This is a genomic window from Bacillus sp. C-3-6 (assembly GCF_054509685.1).
The window spans coordinates 2,565,038-2,586,944 of record NZ_CM137247.1; the positions used below are offsets into that span (position 1 = coordinate 2,565,038).

26 protein-coding genes and 1 pseudogene are annotated in these 21,907 nt (G+C 31.5%); 13 read left to right on the forward strand and 14 right to left on the reverse strand.

Translation table 11 applies throughout. From position 1 onward, the window contains the following. Window positions 1-146 precede the first annotated feature (146 nt). From ACW0JX_RS13125 to ACW0JX_RS13160, 8 genes are all read left to right on the forward strand, one after another. On the forward strand, window positions 147-413 hold the full coding sequence (locus ACW0JX_RS13125) for a heterocycloanthracin/sonorensin family bacteriocin (protein ID WP_071739420.1): 267 nt from the start codon (window positions 147-149) through the stop codon (window positions 411-413). A gap of 101 nt (window positions 414-514) precedes the next feature. Next, complete coding sequence (locus ACW0JX_RS13130; RefSeq protein WP_089171165.1) at window positions 515-1,531, forward strand: serine hydrolase domain-containing protein; 1,017 nt, start codon at window positions 515-517, stop codon at window positions 1,529-1,531. Window positions 1,532-1,562: 31 nt separating this feature from the next. Continuing rightward, window positions 1,563-1,706 carry a hypothetical protein gene (locus tag ACW0JX_RS13135; protein WP_071732166.1) on the forward strand — a complete coding sequence of 48 codons (144 nt, stop codon included), beginning with the start codon at window positions 1,563-1,565 and terminating at the stop codon, window positions 1,704-1,706. Window positions 1,707-1,985: 279 nt separating this feature from the next. Further along, entirely contained in the window at window positions 1,986-3,194 is a 1,209-nt protein-coding gene (locus ACW0JX_RS13140) for an L-lactate MFS transporter (protein ID WP_089171166.1), read from the forward strand. Window positions 3,195-3,324: 130 nt separating this feature from the next. Beyond that, on the forward strand, window positions 3,325-3,750 hold the full coding sequence (locus ACW0JX_RS13145) for a GNAT family N-acetyltransferase (protein WP_089171167.1): 426 nt from the start codon (window positions 3,325-3,327) through the stop codon (window positions 3,748-3,750). A 279-nt stretch (window positions 3,751-4,029) separates the two neighbouring features. After that, entirely contained in the window at window positions 4,030-4,473 is a 444-nt protein-coding gene (locus ACW0JX_RS13150) for an NUDIX hydrolase (RefSeq protein ID WP_029442479.1), read from the forward strand. Between the two features lie 30 nt (window positions 4,474-4,503). Beyond that, window positions 4,504-5,634: a DNA polymerase III subunit beta gene (dnaN, locus tag ACW0JX_RS13155; protein ID WP_089171168.1), complete on the forward strand. Its 1,131-nt coding sequence runs from the start codon at window positions 4,504-4,506 to the stop codon at window positions 5,632-5,634. Window positions 5,635-5,852: 218 nt separating this feature from the next. Next, complete coding sequence (locus ACW0JX_RS13160) at window positions 5,853-6,776, forward strand: hypothetical protein (protein WP_095690775.1); 924 nt, start codon at window positions 5,853-5,855, stop codon at window positions 6,774-6,776. A 63-nt stretch (window positions 6,777-6,839) separates the two neighbouring features. Here the strand turns inward: ACW0JX_RS13160 and ACW0JX_RS13165 are convergent, their stop codons facing one another. Further along, a complete protein-coding gene (locus tag ACW0JX_RS13165; RefSeq protein WP_459245766.1) occupies window positions 6,840-7,802 on the reverse strand; it encodes an MBL fold metallo-hydrolase in 963 nt (320 codons plus the stop codon). Between the two features lie 296 nt (window positions 7,803-8,098). Here ACW0JX_RS13165 and ACW0JX_RS13170 point away from each other — a divergent pair, with 296 nt between their 5' ends. The 3 genes from ACW0JX_RS13170 to ACW0JX_RS13180 all read left to right on the forward strand — a co-directional run bounded on the left by ACW0JX_RS13170 (window position 8,099) and on the right by ACW0JX_RS13180 (window position 10,828). Beyond that, on the forward strand, window positions 8,099-9,076 hold the full coding sequence (locus ACW0JX_RS13170) for an LAGLIDADG family homing endonuclease (protein ID WP_459245767.1): 978 nt from the start codon (window positions 8,099-8,101) through the stop codon (window positions 9,074-9,076). Between the two features lie 135 nt (window positions 9,077-9,211). Then, window positions 9,212-10,294 carry a hypothetical protein gene (locus ACW0JX_RS13175; protein ID WP_089171172.1) on the forward strand — a complete coding sequence of 361 codons (1,083 nt, stop codon included), beginning with the start codon at window positions 9,212-9,214 and terminating at the stop codon, window positions 10,292-10,294. Between the two features lie 138 nt (window positions 10,295-10,432). Beyond that, the gene (locus ACW0JX_RS13180; protein WP_089171173.1) at window positions 10,433-10,828 is read left to right on the forward strand and encodes a RidA family protein; all 396 of its coding nucleotides are present in this window, start codon (window positions 10,433-10,435) and stop codon (window positions 10,826-10,828) included. A gap of 724 nt (window positions 10,829-11,552) precedes the next feature. On the opposite strand, the gene ACW0JX_RS13185 is transcribed toward ACW0JX_RS13180, so the two are convergent. The 5 genes and pseudogenes from ACW0JX_RS13185 to ACW0JX_RS13205 form a co-directional block, all read right to left on the reverse strand. Next, a complete protein-coding gene (locus ACW0JX_RS13185; protein ID WP_459245768.1) occupies window positions 11,553-12,368 on the reverse strand; it encodes a YwqG family protein in 816 nt (271 codons plus the stop codon). Between the two features lie 78 nt (window positions 12,369-12,446). Beyond that, a pseudogene (locus tag ACW0JX_RS13190) lies at window positions 12,447-13,328 on the reverse strand (DnaJ family domain-containing protein); the annotation flags it as partial. A gap of 88 nt (window positions 13,329-13,416) precedes the next feature. After that, on the reverse strand, window positions 13,417-13,782 hold the full coding sequence (locus ACW0JX_RS13195; protein WP_029442483.1) for a hypothetical protein: 366 nt from the start codon (window positions 13,780-13,782) through the stop codon (window positions 13,417-13,419). 281 nt (window positions 13,783-14,063) lie between these two features. Beyond that, window positions 14,064-14,435, reverse strand: coding sequence for a YxiJ-like family protein (locus ACW0JX_RS13200; protein WP_000765936.1), 372 nt, complete (start codon window positions 14,433-14,435; stop codon window positions 14,064-14,066). Between the two features lie 12 nt (window positions 14,436-14,447). Then, window positions 14,448-15,299 carry a patatin-like phospholipase family protein gene (locus ACW0JX_RS13205; RefSeq protein WP_089171175.1) on the reverse strand — a complete coding sequence of 284 codons (852 nt, stop codon included), beginning with the start codon at window positions 15,297-15,299 and terminating at the stop codon, window positions 14,448-14,450. Window positions 15,300-15,478: 179 nt separating this feature from the next. On the opposite strand from ACW0JX_RS13205, the gene ACW0JX_RS13210 reads away from it, so the two are divergent. After that, window positions 15,479-15,856, forward strand: coding sequence for a PH domain-containing protein (locus tag ACW0JX_RS13210; protein ID WP_000522472.1), 378 nt, complete (start codon window positions 15,479-15,481; stop codon window positions 15,854-15,856). 120 nt (window positions 15,857-15,976) lie between these two features. On the opposite strand, the gene ACW0JX_RS13215 is transcribed toward ACW0JX_RS13210, so the two are convergent. The 5 genes from ACW0JX_RS13215 to ACW0JX_RS13235 form a co-directional block, all read right to left on the reverse strand. Beyond that, window positions 15,977-16,423, reverse strand: coding sequence for a GNAT family N-acetyltransferase (locus ACW0JX_RS13215; RefSeq protein ID WP_459245769.1), 447 nt, complete (start codon window positions 16,421-16,423; stop codon window positions 15,977-15,979). A 1-nt stretch (window position 16,424) separates the two neighbouring features. Further along, on the reverse strand, window positions 16,425-16,946 hold the full coding sequence (locus tag ACW0JX_RS13220) for a YfiT family bacillithiol transferase (protein WP_000999070.1): 522 nt from the start codon (window positions 16,944-16,946) through the stop codon (window positions 16,425-16,427). Window positions 16,947-16,962: 16 nt separating this feature from the next. Further along, on the reverse strand, window positions 16,963-17,490 hold the full coding sequence (locus ACW0JX_RS13225; protein WP_459245770.1) for a GNAT family N-acetyltransferase: 528 nt from the start codon (window positions 17,488-17,490) through the stop codon (window positions 16,963-16,965). 66 nt (window positions 17,491-17,556) lie between these two features. After that, entirely contained in the window at window positions 17,557-18,876 is a 1,320-nt protein-coding gene (locus ACW0JX_RS13230) for an FAD-dependent monooxygenase (RefSeq protein WP_459245771.1), read from the reverse strand. An 82-nt stretch (window positions 18,877-18,958) separates the two neighbouring features. Next, entirely contained in the window at window positions 18,959-19,738 is a 780-nt protein-coding gene (locus ACW0JX_RS13235; protein ID WP_001104274.1) for an undecaprenyl-diphosphate phosphatase, read from the reverse strand. A 132-nt stretch (window positions 19,739-19,870) separates the two neighbouring features. On the opposite strand from ACW0JX_RS13235, the gene ACW0JX_RS13240 reads away from it, so the two are divergent. Further along, window positions 19,871-20,077, forward strand: a complete 207-nt coding sequence (locus ACW0JX_RS13240; protein WP_423117561.1) for a hypothetical protein — start codon at window positions 19,871-19,873, stop codon at window positions 20,075-20,077. 57 nt (window positions 20,078-20,134) lie between these two features. Here ACW0JX_RS13240 and ACW0JX_RS13245 read toward each other — a convergent pair whose 3' ends face one another. Genes ACW0JX_RS13245 through ACW0JX_RS13255 form a run of 3 tightly spaced genes read right to left on the reverse strand, consistent with a single transcriptional unit; the run spans window position 20,135 to window position 21,749 of the window. After that, window positions 20,135-20,515, reverse strand: a complete 381-nt coding sequence (locus ACW0JX_RS13245; protein WP_001048947.1) for a nucleotide excision repair endonuclease — start codon at window positions 20,513-20,515, stop codon at window positions 20,135-20,137. Between the two features lie 59 nt (window positions 20,516-20,574). Next, window positions 20,575-21,144 carry a GNAT family N-acetyltransferase gene (locus ACW0JX_RS13250; protein ID WP_459245772.1) on the reverse strand — a complete coding sequence of 190 codons (570 nt, stop codon included), beginning with the start codon at window positions 21,142-21,144 and terminating at the stop codon, window positions 20,575-20,577. Window positions 21,145-21,176: 32 nt separating this feature from the next. Further along, window positions 21,177-21,749, reverse strand: a complete 573-nt coding sequence (locus ACW0JX_RS13255) for a hypothetical protein (protein WP_053564289.1) — start codon at window positions 21,747-21,749, stop codon at window positions 21,177-21,179. Window positions 21,750-21,907 lie beyond the last annotated feature (158 nt).

Genomic DNA, 21,907 nt, shown 5'->3' on the forward strand with positions numbered 1-21,907 from the left:
TGAAAAACAAGGTACATCACCTAGTGTAAGTTCATATTTTGTTGATGTACGCATTTAGTCTATAGTCTTGTTTCTACTTTGTTTAAAAGAATTTATTAACTTTAATATTTGGACGGAATTTACATTTATAAATGGAGGGTTTCATAATGAATCAGTTTCAACAAGAACTACAATCATTAAACCTTAATGATTATCAAACTGGCAATGTTGTGTATTGGGATCAACAACAAAGTCAATATCCATACTTTTACATTCAAGACGATGCACGTCGTTGCGGCGGATGTGGAGGTTGTGGTGGACGTTGCGGCGGATGCGGCGGTAGATGTGGAGGTTGTGCAGGTCGTTGCGGCGGATGCATAGGATGCGCAGGGTGTTTCAGTTGCTTTAATTGCTGGAACTGGTGGATTATTTAAGTGTAGAAAATCCAAGCTATTTTATATGAAAGAAAGGTGTAAAAACTATTTTGCACTTTTCTTTCATGCTGTAATTTTGATGTGTATTAAGGGGGATTTATTTGTATACATATGATAAGTTGATTTCTTGGGTAGAGGATATAAAAGAAAAAAATCATAGTTCTGCTACAGCACTTTGTATTATAAAAGATAATAAAATCGTACTAGAGCATTATAGTGGTTATCACTCAAATACATCTACAAGCAAGAATGTAACAGCATCTTCACAATTTAACGTTGCTTCTGCTAGAAAAAGTTATTTAGGATTAATGATAGCGTATGCGCTTTATGAGGGGAAAATAAACTCTATTGATGATGAAGCGATAAAATATTTTAAAGACTTTGATCCTGCATTGCTTAGTAAAACGACGATAAGACATTTAGTAACACATTCGCACGGATTAGAAGAAACGAATGACAGGACAATTTTTCGTGAATTTGCACCGGGACAATCATGGGCGTATAGAGATATTAATGTAAGAATGATGACACGTCTTATTTATCAGCTATATAACAAAAGTTTTCCTGAATTGTTAAAGGAGCGTGTGTTTAAACCTGCTAATTTTCAAGAAACAGGTTGGAGAGTTCAGCGAGATGAAAATTTAGTTGACGTTGTTAATAATCCAAATGAAGACGCAATTAGTGAAATTGGTACGGTAGATGACGGTACTGAAAAAAATTTGTTTGTCTCAGCTAGAGAATTTGCGCAGTGGGGCAATCTTCATTTAAATCAAGGTGGGATAGATGGTAAACAAATTGTTCCAAAAGAAGTTATAAAAATCGCTACGAGTTTGCAGAGTCCAACATATATAAACAAAGAGCTACCACAAAATGGATTGTTTTGGTTCATCCAAAATGAGCCTGCGCAATTAAGCGAACTTGGTGAACGTGTTCCAAAAGGGTCGTATCAAATATTAGGGATTACTGGACCGACCATTTTAGTAATACCTGAATATAATGTAGTTGTTGCAAAAATGTATAATAAAAGATATAACTACGGTGGTGATAATTACTTATATTATTTACGTGAATTTAGTAATTTAGTCGCAGATACATTTAGTAACGGTAATAGGGCATAATTACTCCTATAACGAAAAGGAGTGATTGAAAATGAAAGATAAAGTGAACAAAGATAAAAAGCAAAATATAAAAGATGTAAATACAGAGCAAAATGCAATTTATAGCGATCCTAAAGATGCAGCTAATATGCAAACTGTACCGCAGCCGAAAGATTTTGATGAAATCGAATATTAATTTTTCATCCGACTATATGATGAATGAAAAATACGTCTTAAGTCTCATAACATTTAAGAAATTATTTGATAACATATATACATAAGCATTTGAAAATGTCTTATCTTAACAAAGCTTTCTTTAGAAATATCTGATATAACCTGCAAAAGGCACTTCTTTATGAAGTGTCTTTTTGTGTATATGAACTTAATTACCATTTTCCGTACAGTATCTTGCAATTTATGATGGATATACTAACTGTGAAAATTCATGTCAAGATAAAAGAAGGGGACAGTTAGTATGAAACAAACTTCTATAAATCCGTTACTAATTGTTCTAGGTACAATCATTGTTCAAATTGGCCTTGGAACAATTTATACATGGAGTTTATTTAATCAACCCCTTGTAAGTAAGTTTGGATGGAATCTTAATTCAGTAGCGATAACTTTCTCCATAACAAGTTTTTCTTTATCATTCTCAACTTTATTTGCAGCCAAGTTGCAGAAAAAATTAGGACTTCGAAAACTTATTGCTACTGCAGGAATTGTTTTAGGACTCGGCTTAATACTTAGTTCACAAGTTTCTTCTTTACCACTATTATATTTATTAGCTGGTGTCGTTGTTGGTTATGCGGATGGAACAGCTTATATTACATCACTATCTAATTTAATTAAATGGTTTCCAAATCGGAAAGGGCTTATTTCAGGTATATCTGTATCAGCGTATGGAATGGGCAGCTTAATCTTTAGATATATAAACGGAAATCTTATCGATAACCTTGGTGTATCACAAGCATTCTTATATTGGGGTATTATCGTGTTACTTTTAGTGTTAATTGGATCCTTCTTCTTACGTGAGGCAATTGTAAGTAATGCTGTAACTGAAACATTACACAATGACTATACTCCGCGTGAAATGATGCGAACGAAACAAGTATATCTGCTATTTTTTATGTTATTCACCTCGTGTATGGGTGGTTTGTATTTAATCAGTATGGTAAAAGATATCGGCGTACAACTTGTTGGACTTAGCGCAGCAACCGCTGCAAACGCCGTTGCTATGATTGCAATCTTTAATACAGTAGGTAGAATCATTCTTGGGACGTTATCAGATAAAATCGGGCGAATGAAAATTGTCTCTGCAACGTTTATTATTATAGGATTGTCAGTCTTTACTTTAAGTTTTATTCCGCTAAATTACGGAATCTATTTTGCTTGTGTAGCAAGTGTCGCCTTTTGCTTCGGCGGTAATATAACTATATTCCCAGCTATTGTCGGAGATTTCTTTGGATTAAAAAACCATAGTACAAATTACGGGATTGTCTACCAAGGTTTCGGATTTGGTGCGCTTGCAGGATCATTCATTGGAGCGATACTTGGAGGATTTCAACCAACTTTCATTATAATTGGTGTTTTAAGTGTTATTTCCTTCATTATTTCAATATTAATCCGTCCACCAAATGTAGAAAAGAAAAAGGAACTAAAACATTTACATCGGAAAATAGCTTAATTTTAAAAAGAGTCCTCATACTAGGGCTCTTTTTTATTCCATTAACTTTGCTTCTTTACCAACTCATTAAAGACAGGACAATATCATTTTAAAATTGAATAGATAAGTAAAAAGGAGCGTGACACTTAAAATGAAAATAGTACAGCAGTGGGTACAAGAAGATAGTGATTACATAAGAGAGAAAGTAATTGAATATAATCAAAAATATCTCGCAGATGAAGAAAAAACACCTTCAGAAAAGGTTAGTTTCATAGTAAGAAATGAAAAAGAAGAAATAGTAGGTGGGGTAACAGCAATAACTTTTTGGCACCATATACACGTTGACTTTCTATGGGTTTCTGAAGAGTATAGGCATGAAGGTTACGGAAGTAAGTTAATAAAGCTTATTGAAGAGTTTGCAATTGAAAAAGAGTGCAGGTTAATCAATTTAGATACTTTTAGTTTTCAGGCACCTGATTTTTATAAGAAGCATGGATATAAAGTAATCGGAGTAAGTAAAGATCATCCGAAAGGACATAATCATTATTATTTAGAAAAACGGCTAAAAAGTATATAGAATTTGTTAACATTAGTATTTGGAATACACATGCAATAAGGGCGAGGTTATTATTAATTTCAGTATTAATTGAATCAATTTTTATTCTAAAACTGCAAGAACGTACTTTGGATAATCTTCCTAAGGTACGTTCTTTTTTTATATCAGTAGCCTATTCTTATTAATTCCACCAATACTGGTAAAGGCAAGACTTAACTAACTTATATATATTAAAAGGAGTTAATGGTAAAATGAATAGAAGACAGAAAATTCCTTTTATTAAAAATAGAGGAGGTACATATGAAAAAAGTAAATGTTACATATGCACTTTTATACGATAAAACAAACGAAAAGATCTTAATGGTAAAAAACAAAGGGGAAAATGGTTCTTATTATACATTACCAGGTGGCGCAGTTAAATTGGGAGAAACGTTAGAAGAAGCAGTAATTCGAGAAGTAAAAGAAGAAACAGGGTTACATATAAATGTAAACGGGATTTGTTCTATCAGCGAAGCCTTTTTTGAGGAAAGAGATCATCATGCAATTTTCTTTAATTTTCTAGGTGAAATAATTGGCGGAGAGACATATATATCAAGGCCAAAAGAAATTGAAGAGATTACTTGGATGGAATTACATATAGCAGCTCCATATTTACGCATACCAGAACATTTACTAGATTTATTACAAAGGAAAGAAACAGTACCGTACTTTTTTAACGGAACAATCGTTCATCAATCTTCATAAAAATATTATCTCATGTAAGGTGGGGAAAACATGGAGTTCATCGTTAATCACAAACAATTTACTCAAGCACTTTCAGAAGTTAACAAAGCGATATCAACAAAATCTTTAATTCCTATATTAACTGGTATAAAAATAACTGCAGATCAATCTGGAATTACTTTAATTGCAAGTAACTCGAATATTTTTATCGAAAAATTCATTCCTGTTTCAATTGAAGACGAAAAGATTGCAACTATTATAAAGGCAGGAACTATTGTTGTACCTGCAAAGTATTTCATTGAAATAATAAAGAAAATGCCAAGTGATATAGCAATAAAAAGTAAGAATGAGCAATTAATTACGATACAATCAGAAGAAATCACATTAAGTTTAAATGGATTTCCTGCAGATGAGTTTCCGAATGTACCGCTTATAGACAATCATGCAGAAATCAAAGTAGAGACAGAGCAATTGATTGAAGTATTTAAACAAACAGTCTTTGCGGTAGCGAAAAATGAATCTAGACCTGTTCTTACTGGGGTGCATATAGAGTTATCTAATAATAAGTTAATTTGTGCTGCAACTGACTCACATAGACTAGCGATACGTGAAACATTGCTTTCCTCAGATGTAAAAGCAAATTGTATTGTACCAAGCGCAACCATTAGTGAACTTCTAAAATTAATGAACAGCAATTCAGAATTCGTATATATCTATCTTTCAGAGAGTCATATTATATTTACGCTCGGAACAACTACATTATATTCAAGACTAATCGAAGGGAAATATCCTAATATTTCCAACCTTATTCCGAACGACTTTAAAACGATTATTAACATAGATAGAAAAAAGATATTACAAGGTGTAGACCGATCAAGTTTATTAGCAAGTGAATGGGCCAATAACAATGTTAACTTAGAAATCATAAACGAATCCACAATTAAAATTTCTTCAAACGCTTCTCAAATTGGGAAAATATCCGAAACGCAACAAATAGATGCGATTCAAGGTGAAAAACAATTAAATATATCTTTCGATGGGCGTTTTATGGTTGATGCTTTAAGAGCAATAAAAGAAGAAACGATTACTTTAAGCTTTGGCGGTTCTATGAGACCGATATTGATTGAAGCAGGAGAGCAATCTGCAGCAGTACATCTTATATCACCAGTAAGAGCTTATTAGGGATAGAGGAAGGGATTACATTATGTACAAGCAGACTTTTGTTTTATGAAATCATAAATTAATACATTATAAGAATGATGTATTAGTAAAGCAAACAGTTTACTAACTCCTACATAATATAATTCATAGACAAAGCAGCAATGGTAATCTGAAATACAAAGCAAAATAATAATAACCTAAATATAAAAGCATAGATTAATCGATATGGGGTGAGTACGATGAAGAAAGTAATTGTTTTACTCATTGGTATAGTTTTAATTATTTTTGCTTTTTATCAATACAACAAAAAAGACTATGCAGCTAAAAATACTAACTTGTATGTAGAAGACTTTAAAGGGGCAAATGATTCAATAAAAATACAATCTGCTATTAATAAAGCAGCGTCTAGTAAAATAAAAACCGTATTGCTTGATGATAAAAAGTATAAAATCACGTCACCAATCACTGTTAAAAAAGGTGTGAAATTATTATTTGGTTATGGATCACAATTTGTGGTTGAGGGAAACTTTAGAGTTCTAGAACTAGAGAAAAACGCATCCATTGAAGGAGCGTATATAGCTATTGACGATCCTAAATTTAACTCTGAAGTTATTTATTTAGACGGTAAAAATAAATATTATAACACTTGGAACAAAACGCAAATAAAAGATATAAATATTATTAATTGGACGGAAATGAATAAAGGTACCGGAATTTCTTTATACTCTGCTGGAAAAGAAAATGAAATTTCGTTTGTTAACTTCGAAAACATTAAAATTGTAGGAATGGAAACCGGACTAAAATTAGTAGCAAAAAAACCGAGCACCGGACAAGCTTGGATAAATGCCAATCGTTTTATGAACTTTTCTTTAGAAGACTGTGTAAATATGATTTATATGGATAGTCAAGTAACTACGCCAAATGAAATTAGTGGGAATCAATTTACAAATCTTCAAATACAGCCTTCAAATAAAACAAAAAGCATTATACAGGTAAGTGGTCAGCATAATGAATTTCATGGGATGGTGTGGGATTTAAATAAAATAAAACATGAAAACGAACTCATTGAACTGACTGATAAGAGTATGAATACAGTGGTTGAAATGTCCAGTGTACCAGCCAATAGAGTTTTAGATAGTGGGAAATCCAATATTGTGAAATAAGTTTAAATACAGAAAAAAGAGCGAATTCTTTATAAGAGGATTCGCTCTTTTTATATTTTAAAATTAAATTTCCTTCCACCAAGCGGATGAAGGATAATTTGTAGATTTCAACGTAATAGATTCGCCAATTTGAGGCGTTGTAATTTTAACACCTAAACGGTTGGCTTCTTTCGTAACACGTTCTATCGGGTCACTCCATTCGTGTAATGCTAACGTAAAAGCACCCCAATGAATCGGAAGAAGTAATTCTCCTTTAACATCAATATGAGCTTGTACCGTTTCTTCAGGCAACATATGAATAGCAGACCACCTCGGATCATATTGCCCGCATTCCATTAATGTAAGATCGAATGGACCGTATTTATCACCAATTTCCTTAAAGTGAGGGGCATAACCGCTATCACCACTAAAGAAAATTTTAGTCTCTTGACCAAGAATAAGCCATGAACACCATAATGAACGATCTCTATCTGTCATACCACGTCCCGAGAAATGCCTTGCAGGCGCACATACTAACTTAATATTATCAAACGTAATTTCGTCCCACCAATTATGTTCACTAATTTTACTAGGCGAAACACCCCATTTAATAAGATATTGTGCAACTCCAGTTGGAACATAAAAGTGCTTTGCGCGATCTTTTAACTGCATAATACTTTTGTAATTCAAATGATCATAGTGATTATGAGAAATGATAATCGCATCAATTTCTTGAAGGTCATCACGTTCTAAAGAAAAAGCACCACTATAGCGTTTACTATTAAACAAAGGGAATGGGGAAGAGGCATCTCCAAACATAGGGTCTAATAATAGTTTTTTACCTTCTATTTTCAAAAGAGAAGCAGAATGGCCAAACCATGTAACACTCTCTAACGATTCATTATCTTTATTTGATAAAACGATAGGCAAATCCTTTATAGGACGCAGCTTTGATTTTATTTTAAAGTAATCCGTCATTAAACTTATAATATCTTTCGATTTAAAACTCATATCAGTATGAATTTGATTTGTATATTTCTTATTCATTCGTTCTCCTTTTTACAATTAACAATTTACGTATGTTGTTTTTGTAGCTATTTGTAGTTTAAACTATATTATTTTACCTTTCATCTAAAATGCCTTGTATTTCATAAATCCGTCAAATTCATTATTTGTATCTATAAAGTACAAATCGCACAGCAGCAGCTAAGACAAATATTAAGTACATGTAAATTGTTTTTATTTAGTAAATTCCTTCTTATACGCAACAAAGAACATATGTTCCGTTGTATGTTATAGAAGAAAATATGTCTCTAATAAAAGAAAGGAAGGAGAGGATGTAAGTGCACATAGAACGAAAAAAGAAATCAATATGTAAACTATCAAAATCTGAAATAACGCAGCTATATGCAGAGGGGAAGAGTACCTCAGAGATCGCTACACTTGCTAATGTGTCTGCAAGGTATATTCGTATGGTTCTAACAGACAACAACGTTCCAAGGCGAGCTATAGGGAGCTGGAAGAGAAAGTATGACATAAAAGAAGATTATTTTAAAACTTGGTCAAATAATATGGCTTATATATTAGGGTTTATAGCAGCAGACGGTGCTATACCAAAAGAAAATCAATGTGTCAGTATATCACAAAAAGAAAGTTATATTTTAGAAGATATAAAACAAGAACTAAACACCAACCAGCCACTATATCGAAATAAAAAAACAGGCGTATATATGCTAAACATTAATAGCAAAGTAATAAAAGACGATCTAATGAATATTCACGGAATCATGCCATGTAAATCTTTTAACATTGAATTTCCTTTAGTACCAGAAGAATATTTACATCATTTTGTTCGTGGATATTTTGATGGGGATGGTTACGTCAAGTATGAAACTTATACAGTAAGCTTTGTAGGAGGATCATATAACTTTATGAATTCTTTAAATCAGGTACTACAAAATCAAAATTTACCAGCCGATTTACTAAATCAAAATAAACATTATCGCGTCATTTTAACCGGAAGAAAACCAATACAACTATTTTCAAAGTGGATTTATAAAGACAAAGATATTTATCTGCATAGAAAATATGAAGAATTTCAGAAAGAAAGTCTAAGTCTAGATCAATTAAAAGATCGAAAGCTAAAAAGAACTCAAGCTGCTGTTAAGCAGAGAAAACAAAATTTCCTTAAGGAATATATGAAAAATAAATGTATCGCTAAAACTTGTTCCATTTTAGAAATAAAGGAACCAACTTTTAAAAGTTGGTTAAAAAATGATAATCAATTTAAAAAAGACTATGAAAGAATTCATTCATTATAAAAATGCAAGAAACCTTAGTATATCTATGCTAAGGTTTTTAATTTTGGATTATTAGAGGACACTCATTTTCGTTTATAGAACTTAATAAATACATAGATTTTACAATGAATTTATTAGTAAGGAAGGGAATATGAAATGCTCACTAATAATAGTCCGGAGAATATATTACATACGGCTTATGAAACTAAAATGATTTCATCTGGAGATAATTCGCCATCTATAAAAATAAAAGGAACGAAACTTCAATATTTACTTGTATTGGTTCATCTTGGTTTTGAGTCAAATGCTATAAAAATGATGCTAAATTGGACAAATGATGAATTTGAAAAGCACGTTAATTCATTAGAAGTAGAGGGGCTATTGAAACAAACAGGAGGGAGGTACTATCCAACGTGCATGGTGATAACAGCTTGTGAAGGAAAAAAACTTTATAACCTTTGTGAACCTCTAATTAAACCAACACTTAAGATCATTGAAAATCATTCAAATCAAATTGAATTTATTTCAAAAAGAATCGACACGTTTAATCATTTATCTAAAGAATCGTATAGTCTTTTACTGTATAGTGGTGTGTTATTAGATTTTGGACAAATAAATTACATTGAAGAAAACTATTTAAAAAAGAAACGACCTTTAAGAAATAAGAAACGATATTATTATGCTATTCAAGAACAAGAACTAGCAGATATAGAGGCTTTCGGGATGTATGGTAATACGTATTTAGATTTAGGAGAAGTTCAAATTGGTCTTTATGGAAATTCTCGATATTCAACATTAAATTTAATAACAGCAAATAACGAAATATTTGAAGAATATTTTCAAAACACTAATACTGATATTAATTATAAGAAAAAGCAATTAGTAAAAGGTTTCGTAGCAGCAGATAGACAAATAGACTTACATTTAAATGTAGTTTATGAAAAATTAGGTTTATATCAAAATTCACAACCTATCATCCCGATGTTTAAAAAAGCAGACGTATCTAGGCTTAACGACATTGCAAACACAATCAGTAAAGATTTAGTCTTATTATTTAAAGAAAACGATAAACCTTTAAAAGAATACTTTGCGAGCAGCAGATACTCACAAGAAATAACTTATGAAGAGTTTTTTATCTGGTGGTATCACTTTTTCTATACAAAAGTAACTGAAGAATTAATAAAACAAGGTGTAATTATAACAAGCGCACAAGAAAATCAAACGTACATAATCCATTAATAACTTTAAATTAAAGTGCTAATATACTTTTACAAATGTAGCAGCTAAATGGATAAATAATTATTAGTAAATAGAGGATAATCTGAAATTAAAATTTAACATATGAAGAAAATGAAATATTTAAAGGGGAGTAAAGCCGTGCAAAAGAAATTTATCAATCCGGAAACGATGTCACCAACTTTTGGATACTCGCATGTAGTCGAAGTTAGTAACGCTAAACGAACAATTTACATATCTGGACAAGTAGCGATTAACACTGACGGTCAAATAGTTGGAATTGACGATTTAGCTACACAAACGCGACAAGTATTCGAGAATATTAAAAGTGCATTAGAAACCTCGGAATTAAAATTTAATGATGTAGTCAAATTAACATTTTTCTTAACTGACATTTCTCAGATGGCCATTGTTAGAGATATTCGAGATCAATACATCGATACTAAAAATCCACCAGCAAGTTCAGCTGTAGAAGTTAGAAAGTTAATTAACGATAACTTTTTAATTGAAATCGAAGCAATTGCTGTAGCAAACTAATTTTAAAAACTTATTATGAATCATATCCATGCAATTCGTTTAATGCGTTCATTTAAAACGAATTGCATTTTTTATTGTCTTAAATATAATTTATATCTGGAGACATTATCATCAACAACTCATAAAACAAAAACAAATAAGCACACAATCGATTACACAGAATGAATCCGATGAAAAGGGAAGCGTAACAATCTACACTAACATATAATAAGTTTATTACTTTTATCCAGTTAACATAATATATATTATAGGCAGTTGTAGAAACAAAGCAATATCAGGTATCAAAACCCAAGTAAACTATACTTAATGAGACGAAATAGAGATTTTTAGTGAGATTCACATGAAATCTTATCTAAACAAATTTCTTCAGTTTTTATCGTTTTTATTTGTTATAAATTCATCACAGCAAATCTTAATCAATAATCACTTAAGATTTAACGAATTAAAAACATTTTTGATTGGTAAGAAATTTTTATACAGAAAAATTATTTCTATACAAAATATAAATTAGTAATTTTATTTTATGTTTTACTTAATGAATTTATTGCTATTTGCACATGTTTTACAACTTTACATTATTTGTTGTTATTTCTGTTATTTAGGCTTGACTTTCATTACACTCATTGTTTTTTATTCTAGTTAACATAACGCTTATTTTTAACATAAAAAAATCCTCCTCACCTTCAGGAAGATTTTTTGTTTGCTATTATTTTATTTGTATCTTCTAGTAACAATCCCAATTGTAAATGACGTTGGAAAAATCTAGATTTAACAGCTCTTCCTTACGTATAAAGAAATTAGCAACCCCAGAATCGCCCCACATAATATTTAATGAATCGTCTGTATCGATTTGCAACAATAATATGTCATGTTGCTGGTATTTTTCTTCCCATTCTCTCGGATCTGTCTGTGTGAAAAATGGATATCCACCAATTTTATGTCCTTGATCTTTACATAAATCATCATACAGTTCGCCTAATTCTGTATTATTTTCTTCATCAACAATTTCTTCCCAATCAATGTTATCACTAAAAATCATTTCAAATCGATAATCTCTTGGTGTTACTGGTTGATATGCCAACTCAAACTTTAGTTTTGCTGCTTTGGGTATGATAAAATTCTCTAAATCTAAAGTGTTTAAATAACTAAAATCAGTAATCACCTTAGTTAAATCCGCTGTGATTGTAGAATGATAAACAATTCGAAAGTCTTTTTGGCTTGTGGGATGATCAAAATCTGCTCCAAAAAGATCTTCTTCAGCACTTATGAAAAACTGTAACATTCCATGTTGAGGCATATGTTCAATGTTTGGTATTTCTTCAAGGTTTAACTGCGCAAGTAGCATCATAGGTTGTCCGTTTGAGTCTTTAGGATGCTCTTGATCTATAGGTAAATACGGATATCCACCAAACTTACTTTCAAAAAGCGTTGTCTCTGCTAATGTTCCAGACACTTTAACATACGGTTTCACACTTTCTTCTAAAATACTACGATACTTTTCTAGTTCTTTCGGAATTTGAAGTTGATACGTATTCTTCACTACATTTGCCTCCTTTTAGTAATGAATTGAAAATGCCTAACTTAATTATATAGTAAGCGATAGCTTAATTGAAAATCGTTAAAAATCCATTTTCACCCTCATTTTTTGCGCGCTTGGTGGACAAAGTAGATTATGTTCTAAAACCTTTTTATTAATAGTTCGAATTAAATCCGCTGCTTCTGCAGTATTTGTATTTTCTTTTAGCTTTTCTTTTAAATCATCAATTTCTTTTGAAAGCTCAATCCACCTAGGTAAAACATGATTATTTGCTAAAGTTCTATAAAGTTGCTTTTCAGGATTGTAAGAAAGATCTTTATCAAGATTAAGAGGTTTCCCTTTACCAGGTAAATTATCAAAAGCTCCTTTTTGTTCTGCTTGTTTAACGATAGAACTAATATGATCCTCATACGTATAGGACCAAACTTTCTCATCTTTTACTAAAATCTCTTGTTTTTTTAGTTTTTTATCTAGTTCTTCTTGATTCATAGATTTTCTCTCCTTTTTATTTTATAGTGTGGTTTTTATCTATTTCAAAGCTTTCAATCCATCTAACAACTTTTTTCACCCTCACACGCTATCATGACCGTCTCGAAACTCTTCATAAGTGGTTTTGTACCCTTTATCTTTTAAAGCTCTATACAAGTGGTTATTGGCCGTTAAAAGAGGTTTGTTTTCAAGTTGTCCTGCTACCATATAAAAGTGAAGTTGAGTTGCAATAGAATTTATAGATGAAATTTGATTTTCAATCCAAGGAATATCGTTTTCAAAAGTTAGTTCTTCTAGCTGATTAACATGATCTACAGCAATACATGGCGGTATTCCATTTTCGTAAATTAAATAATTGAGTGTTTTTGCGATTGAAGATTACTTAATGCATGGATTTTTATTAAAGACAATGAAATGTTCTTGAAGATGTGAAGTTTGAGAATAATTATGAGGTAGATCAAGATGTTTTGCCCTTGCTGCAATGTGGCAGTAAGGATATTTAATTTTGATAGAATGATATAAGAGCCTTGCTACACTTTTGTAATAAGACTCTTTAAATGAGTTATTTACTAGAATAATTGTCTATTGCTTGAATAGAAAGTTCCAACGATTTTATTCTTCTTTCTAAAAGCGTTCTTTGAGGACTCCCAAGCTTTGACTTAACGTAAATCTTTTCAATTGATGGAAGCAAACCAATCAGAACATTACGAGCTTCTGCTAAATCTTCCTGAGTATAATGATGAGTTTCTTGCTTCCAAACACTTTCTAACATAGCTAAGCCGATACTAGCTGCTTTGAGTCTTTTTTTCACTAAAGTAGTATTTGATCCTTTTTGAGTCATCTGTGATAAGGCATTTTCAAGTTTACTAATTGTTGACTGTAAAGATTTTATTGATTCTACTTTATCTATATTTGATACGTTTTTCATGTTAATGTTATCCCTTCTACGTTGCTAACTTGTTTTGTTTAATGTTTAATGAAATCCTTAAAAGCTTGATTTCACTCGAAATATTTTAACATAAATAACTAACTGTATTCGAGTTGGACAATAACTTAAAGTAAAACAGCTATTCCTCTCTCCTCCCCTGTAGCATTCTATTATATGTACTTCTTTCTTCTCATTAGAATTCCTATATAAACTAGTTGTTAATATTGAATGTTTTATGAACAAAAAAACGTACAAGTAATGTAACCTGTACGTTTTCGCTTTTATTCAGTAAGGTAATAAAGTAATAGCTTCCTGGTCTTCTCATAACTTATGAAATCTCTATACAAAATGGGATAATTCACAATTTCTGTTTCTAGAAAACGATATTGCGGAAACCACTCGAAAAACGATTTTCTTAACCACTTTATTTGTTGAAACGTAATGTTCTGTTCGTTTCCATTTAGTACAGAATTTAAAGTAGCTGCTGTATGCATCCAATAATGATTAAAATCAGCGTTTATACAGTCATCTTCGGTAAATTTACTTTTTAAGTCTCGCTGCAATTTTGCAGTAGCACGATAAGGAAACGGTTTATGAAGTGGACTATGCATTTTCTGCAATTCCTTAAAAATAATTCGTTTTCCTAACTTCAACTTTCCACCCCTTTATTTCTCTATCCAATTTAATAAGTTTTCATAATGATATTGAGCATCGATATACCCAAGATTATATAGATTAACGAGCTTTTCCTTATTTCTTTCTATTCCGCTTATAGGAAGCTGTACACTTGGTTGAATTACATAAAAATTATCTTTTTGTTCTTCTCGATTCATATAAGATATCGTCTCATTATAAAAACGATAATGGTCTACTAAATTCTCTGCGATTTTCGGATATTTTCTATATAAAATTTTAGCCAGGCCTGAAAATTTATTTCGCTGCTTCTCATATCCTTCTGGCTTTGTCATAATGACAACGTTCTTTTCATAACCATCCTTTTGGGCTTTTAAAACTGGTATAGGGTCTATAATCCCTCCATCTAATAATTTTCGATTATTATATTCTACAGCAGGTGCTATAAACGGTACAGAGCTTGAGGCGCGAATGATTTTTAAAATATCATTTCCGTGTTCTGCTTTATTATAATAAATGGCTTGTCCTGATTCGCAATCAGTCGTCCCTATGACAAACTGTTCATTACATTTTAAGAAAGTTTGAAAATCAAATGGTACAATTTTATTAGGTACTTCATCAAATAAAAAATCCATTCCGAATAATTCACGTTTTCGAATTAAGTTTCGATAAGATATATACCTGTAATCTGATACTAGCTCTGTATTTACTTTCTTATTTCTACCTTTTTGACGTGACAAATAGGTTGCTCCCATACAGGCTCCAGCTGATACGCCGACTACATACGGAAAGAATAAGTTCTTTTCCATGAAATATTCGAGTGCACCTGCAGTATATAAACCTTTCATTCCTCCGCCCTCTAATACTAAACCAATATTCTTCATGCTATATCCCTCTGCTTCTTTTTTCTTAATTTCATATTAGCATAAGATTTTAAGATGAGGTTATATAAACTAATTACAACAATAACCAGAAACTACTAAAGTAATGTCATAATATCTTTGTGAGTAACATGTTACAATATAAGTAATTCATTCCACATATATTAAAGGAGGAATTTAATATGGGTTTATTTAGCGGTATTTTAGGAAATGCATCAAATACGAGTTCTGAAAGTGTAGAACGTGATTTAGAGAAGATTATGCTAGACGATGAAAAAGTAGAGCATGCTTATAAATTAATTCGTGATCTAATCGTATTTACAAATCGTCGTCTTATTTTAGTAGATAAACAAGGAGTAACTGGCAAAAAAACAGAATACCATTCTATTCCTTATAAAAGTATTACACAATATAGCATCGAAACGGCTGGGCATTTTGATTTAGATGCAGAACTTAAAATTTGGGTGTCTAGTATGGAGGATCCAATTACGAAAGAATTTAAAGGTGACGATAGTATTTTAAGCATTCAAAAAGCGTTAGTAACCTTTACGACTAAGTAGTGGTTTTTGTATTTTTATTCATTTTTAAAATTACTAACCCGAGTATTTTGGAAGAACATACATTATTTTTGTATATTTAATCTAAAATAACATAAAAAGGTAAAGCGTATTTTATATGCTTTACCTTTCTTTTTTGTAATAAATAAGTGTAGTTTCATCATTTAATTTCTTTATAACTTCTGTTCTTTTATAACCCATCTTTTCGTATAAAAAGCAATTTTTCTCTTCTTCTAAAATAGTAGCAATTTCCTCAATTAATGTAAGTACCTTTTGGGCAATTCCTTTTCCTTGATAACTCGGGTGAATAAACATTGGACTGATCCAAAATTTAGAGGGTGTTTCTTTTGATGAAATGCATATCGCTCCAACAAGATTCATTGCCACTATTATTTTATAGAAGCCACCGTCTACATGATTTATTCTACAAATAGTTTTTTCGATAGTTTCATTTGCTGGATTTGTTTCATAGTCTTTATATTTATGTAATAAAGGGCTAAATGGGCCTATTTGCATTTGAAATATAACTTCTGCATCAGTTTCTGTCGCCTTCTCTAATATAATATCCATGTTACCAATTCAGCCGCTTTCTTAAAGAAGTAATATGAGCGGTATGATGACGACCATGCCATGCGTATAGTCCTATTGCAACAGCAAGTTTTGTTTCACCAGTTTCAGGATGGTTAAATGTCTTTTCTAAATCTTCAATTTCTAGAGAATATAAAAGGTTAACCCATCTTTTATGTAATGAATCTAGCATTACTAGTGAAACATCTACCGGTAATTTTGAATCGGGTAACTCTGCCCACTTCTCTTCTTTATACGGCTTAATAGTGGGATTCTTTTCTGTCAGTGCTAATTTAAAGCGTATGTAGCTATTCATATGACTATCAACGACGTGATGAACTACTTGACGTACAGTCCAACCTCCAACGCGATATGGTGTATCTAACTGCTTCTGATCTAAATCTTTAATTGCCTTTGTTAGTTCATTTGGTAAATCTTCAATTTCTTGAATCCATGTATCAATCATTTCTTCAGTTATAGGACGTTTGTATGTAAATTGGCCAATTGGATAACGTAAATCATTCATGAATAAGTCCTCCTTATTATAAGCGTGAAGTATTTCTCCAAATATAGTGTACAAACTTCACATGTTCTCCATTTAATTCTACAGAAGTTGTATCTGATTCGTTTTGATAAGCAGAAAATCCGCTTTTTTCTAGTACAATTTGTGATGCGAGATTATTAGTAGTTGTGTTAGCATGAACTTCAGTAATTTCATTATTTTTCGCTACATCTAAAATTAATTTTACGGCTGCTGTAGCAACTCCTTTTTTAGTAAATTTTTCTCCGACCCGATACCCTAGCGAACTAATTTGAGTTTCCGTATCTATATCTACTAAATTAATTCGCCCTACAATTTCTTTTTCTTCATTACGAATTAAATAAAAATAAGAATCTCCATCTGCTTGTTCTATTAATAAATCGTCTAGTAGTTTTTGGAAATATTCAAATTCAAAATATTTTGAGCCATGATTTGGCACCATTGTTTCAAAAAAAGATTTATTCGTAAGTTCAAACGTAAATAAATCCTTAGCATCTTGTTTCTTTAGTTGCTCTATGTATATTTTCATCCCGTATTCTCCTTCTAGATTTACTAACTGTTATACATTCTTTTTTAATCAATTATATTCCTGCTATTACTTTCGATTAAGTAATACAGATAGTAGCACTTTCGGATGAAAAAGATGAAATGGACTACGAATTAAATTCATCACTCGTACTAACCGAATATAAACATCAGAATTACTTGCGGATAGTCGATATATTTGTTTCGTATACCATAGCTGAAATTTTTGTTTTGTAGTTAATTCTCTCTTTAGTTGCGGATGACGTGATATTTCCGTTGTTGTCATATCCCATGGGGTTTCTATTATTTTAGCTGCCTTTTTATAAAATTGTTGTGTAAATGTTTTATCAAGTTGTTTTCTACCTTGCAGAAGTAATTGCAACTGGTGAGCCTCCATAGCAGCAACTGATACGCCTTGGCCGAAAACGGGATCAAAACGACATTGCGCATCTCCAACAACTAATAAGCCTTCTGGTACATTATTCACTAAATCAAATCGCCGGCGTACTTGATAGGGAATTTTGTATGTCTTTATATCAGTAATTCCCTCAGCCTTGTTTAGGAAGTCTGTAACATTAGAAATTGATAGGTTTTCAGCAAAATCATAAAACTCATCATCTGTTTGTAGTGCTTTCTCGTTTGCGTATCCACTGAAAGTAACAAAATAACGATTATCTTCTATCGTTTGAATAAGAACGCCATAAGGGTTATCAGGGAAACTCGGAGACATTAGCACATTGCAACAGTCTAATTTCTCATTTTCTTTAAGTTTGAACATTTTCGTTGCGTAAAATAAATCAATACGAACTTTCTCTTCTTGTACTTCAATTTCGTATTCTCGTAACCACTCTATACTTTTTGAGCCAAATCCACTCGCATCAACTACAAGGTCTGCATGAACTTCTTCTTGTATGTCTGTCTCTAAATATTTAACTTTTACTCCACACACTTTGTTAAGCTTTTCATCTACCAATAACCCTTTAACCAATGTTTCATATTTAATAGTAATATTTGAAATTTGATGTATTCGTTTTTGAATATGCCATTCTAGTAAAGGACGACTTTGTTGAATCATATGTACTTCCCCTATGAACGGTTGTTTCCATAGACCGAATTGATGCCATTTCAAATCACGTGTAAAGTTGTTTATAATACTACCCGCTTCTATTAATTCATTCGTAATAGTAGGAAACAATTCTTCAATTGCTTTTTCTCCACCTTTTAATAACACGTGAGGATGATTACTTTGTGGAACTCTTTTTCTTGAAGCTTTTCCATCCCATTTTTCACCGACTTCTAAAATGATTACTTCTTTAAAAAAAGTTGATAATGCTTTTGCTGCAAACTTTCCTGCCATACTTCCACCAATAACGATAGCCTTATTAAACATATTTTCCCCCTTAATAAAAAGAGATCCTGCCTTGTATGAATGAAACAGGATCTTAAACTAATTAACTTCTTTATCATTATACTTAAAATACATCAGTAAATTGCAAAGTTAAAATTAAAATACCTAATCCCCATACGTAATACGCGAATACTTTTAAGGAGTGACGTTTTAAATATTGAATCATCCATGAAACGGCTATGTATCCAAAAAACGCTGCTGATAACGTTCCGACAATTAAAGATGTACTAGAAATAGATTCTGCTTTCCCTTGAAAAACGTCTACAAATTGCAAAATGATAGCTCCAACAATGGCTGGTGTCGAAAGTAAAAAAGAAAAGTAAGCAGCTGTTTCACGATCTAATTTTCTCCATAATGCAGCGACAATTGTCATTCCAGAACGAGAAATGGCTGGAAAAATAGCAGCAGCTTGAAATGAACCGATAATTAATGCGTCTTTATATGTTATGTCATCCATTTTTTTACGACCATTCTTTTGTTTATCTGCCATGTAGAGAAAGAATCCGGTCACTAAAAACTCCCAACCGATCGTGATTCCTGTTTTTGAAATATCTTCAAAGAAGTCTTTAAACAATAAACCAATAACAACTGCAGGTATCGTCCCAACAATAAGTAATAACATGAGCTTTGAAAATGGGTTTTTAATTAAATATATAAATTCTTTTTTGTAATAAATAAACACTGCAAGTAAAGTCCCAATATGCAACATCGTATCTAAAAATAAGCCTGCTTCATCTAATTGAAATAAATGCCTTCCTAAATAAAGATGTCCGGTACTACTGATTGGTAAAAATTCTGTTAAACCTTGAATTATACCTAATATGAAAGCTTCTAACCAATTCATGATGGTCTCCTTTCTCTTTTGCTTGTACCAATATATGAGGGTTAAATTTTCGATATGAAAAAAACTATATTTCTCTATGAATTTACTTTTAGTTTATGGATATATATGTAAAGAGAATTAAGGAGGGTTATTATGTGGAAGCACACAAAATTCGGTAATGTATTACTTTGGATGGGCCCTATCCTTGTATTTTTAGGACTATGTATGACAAATGTTATTTCAGATATTCCTTTCTTTGAGGGAAACCATAAAACGCTTGGTATTGTACTTATATTTATAGGGATATTCTGTTTTATTGTGGCTAATCATTTGAAAAAAGGAGAAATATATGAAGAATAAATCTAAATAAAAAACAATCCTGGCATATTAGCTAGGATTGTTTTTTATTAATGTTGATTATTTGTAGAATACTTTATCAACGTTATATTTCGCTTTGTATTCATTAATGATATATGTTTCGTAAATTTCTCTTTCTGTTGGATCTTCTACGATACATGCATCAATGCGGTATACTTCATCACGGTGATTTTTAATTGGTGAAACATTATCTTCAAAATGCTTCTTAATACGTTGTCTAATTTTACGAGCTTTACCTACGAAAAGTAGTTCGTCATTAATATTGTAAAACATAAAAATGCCGCCTTTATCTCTAGGGAACAAGTGGAAATCGATAAATCCATTAATTGGAGTAATGATTGGCTCGTCTCCTTTAATAACTTGTTTACGTTCAGTAATTGTAACATCAACTTCAGGGATACTAATTTTAATCAAGTTCATTCACGTCCTCTTTTATTATAAAGATAAATAATAGCATACATATGTAAGAAAAGCTACGTTCATAGATATATTTCAAATATTATAGGTGTATCATGTAAACTCTTCTTCCAAATCATATGATCACTTGATTCTCCCCAATAATCTTTCAGTACATAACTAGGCTCTCCAAACTTCTTTGTCCATATACTTTGCGCTTTTCTGTATCCACTATCTAAACAGAATTCTGTTATTCCTCTGCTAAGTAACGTAAGAAACATTGTATGTAGCAGTAAACTCCCGATACCCTTTCTTTGATACTCTGGAAGTATAAATACAGTTCCTATTTCATACAAATCCTTAAGTACACCACCTGTACAACTATTAATCAATGTACTTGCTGGACCAACTTCAATTGTTCCAATGATTTTATTGTTATTTGTATCAATTGCTAATAAAAAGTAACGTTTTTCTCCATTACTATCAAAATCTGTTTTCAAATATTGCTTTTTCATGTTAATTTCATTTTCTATGTCATCCAATAGTTGTGATAATCCTTCATTTTTGTATGTATTCGTAATAACGATACGGAAAAATAAATATAGTTCATCTACATCATTCAAATTCGGTCTTCTAACTGCAACGTTAGTCATGAATACATTCTCCAATCTTCATTATGCCATTGTCAATACAACACTTTACATAATCTATTCATCATTATTCTGCAAAAACCTGCATAAATCCAGCAATATAGAAAGCTCAGTATAAATATTAATAAAATAATTTTCATGTCCATAGTTGTATGAACAGTAGGACCAAGTACCGGAAAACGGAAAACATCGAGAACGATCATAATACCTATAAGTAGACACGTTGCTGAAAAAGAAACTATCCAAATTCTCCTCTTAAATTTTAAAAAGGCTAGTCCTAAGGCTAGACCTAATAAGCCTGTAGTAAAAGGAAAGATAATTAGTTCACTTGGCTCAATAATAAATAATAGAAAAATAGTAAGAATATAAGAAAGTATTCCCTCACGAATAGAATAGAAAATAGCAAAAAAAATCGGTAATGTCGAAAATGGACTAATGAGCAAACCTATACCAGGAACTAAGTTACCCGCTGCTTGAAACATGGTGGCTAATGCACTCATCAAAGCTGTAAGTACTAACTTATTCGCAAGGGACAATTTTCTTTTATGAACAAAGCTTATATCATGCTCTATCATCAGTTGATACCAATAACGTACAAACCGATTTATTAAAATCCCCCCTAAAGACACCTCATTCATTACTTTCTATATTATTCGTACACATACGGTTTATGAGTTACTTTCTGCAAGTTAATAGATGCTCATACATTGAAGATTTTTAGGGAGATAAGTTAAGTCGTGCGTTTTGGGAACAGAATGAATTACTT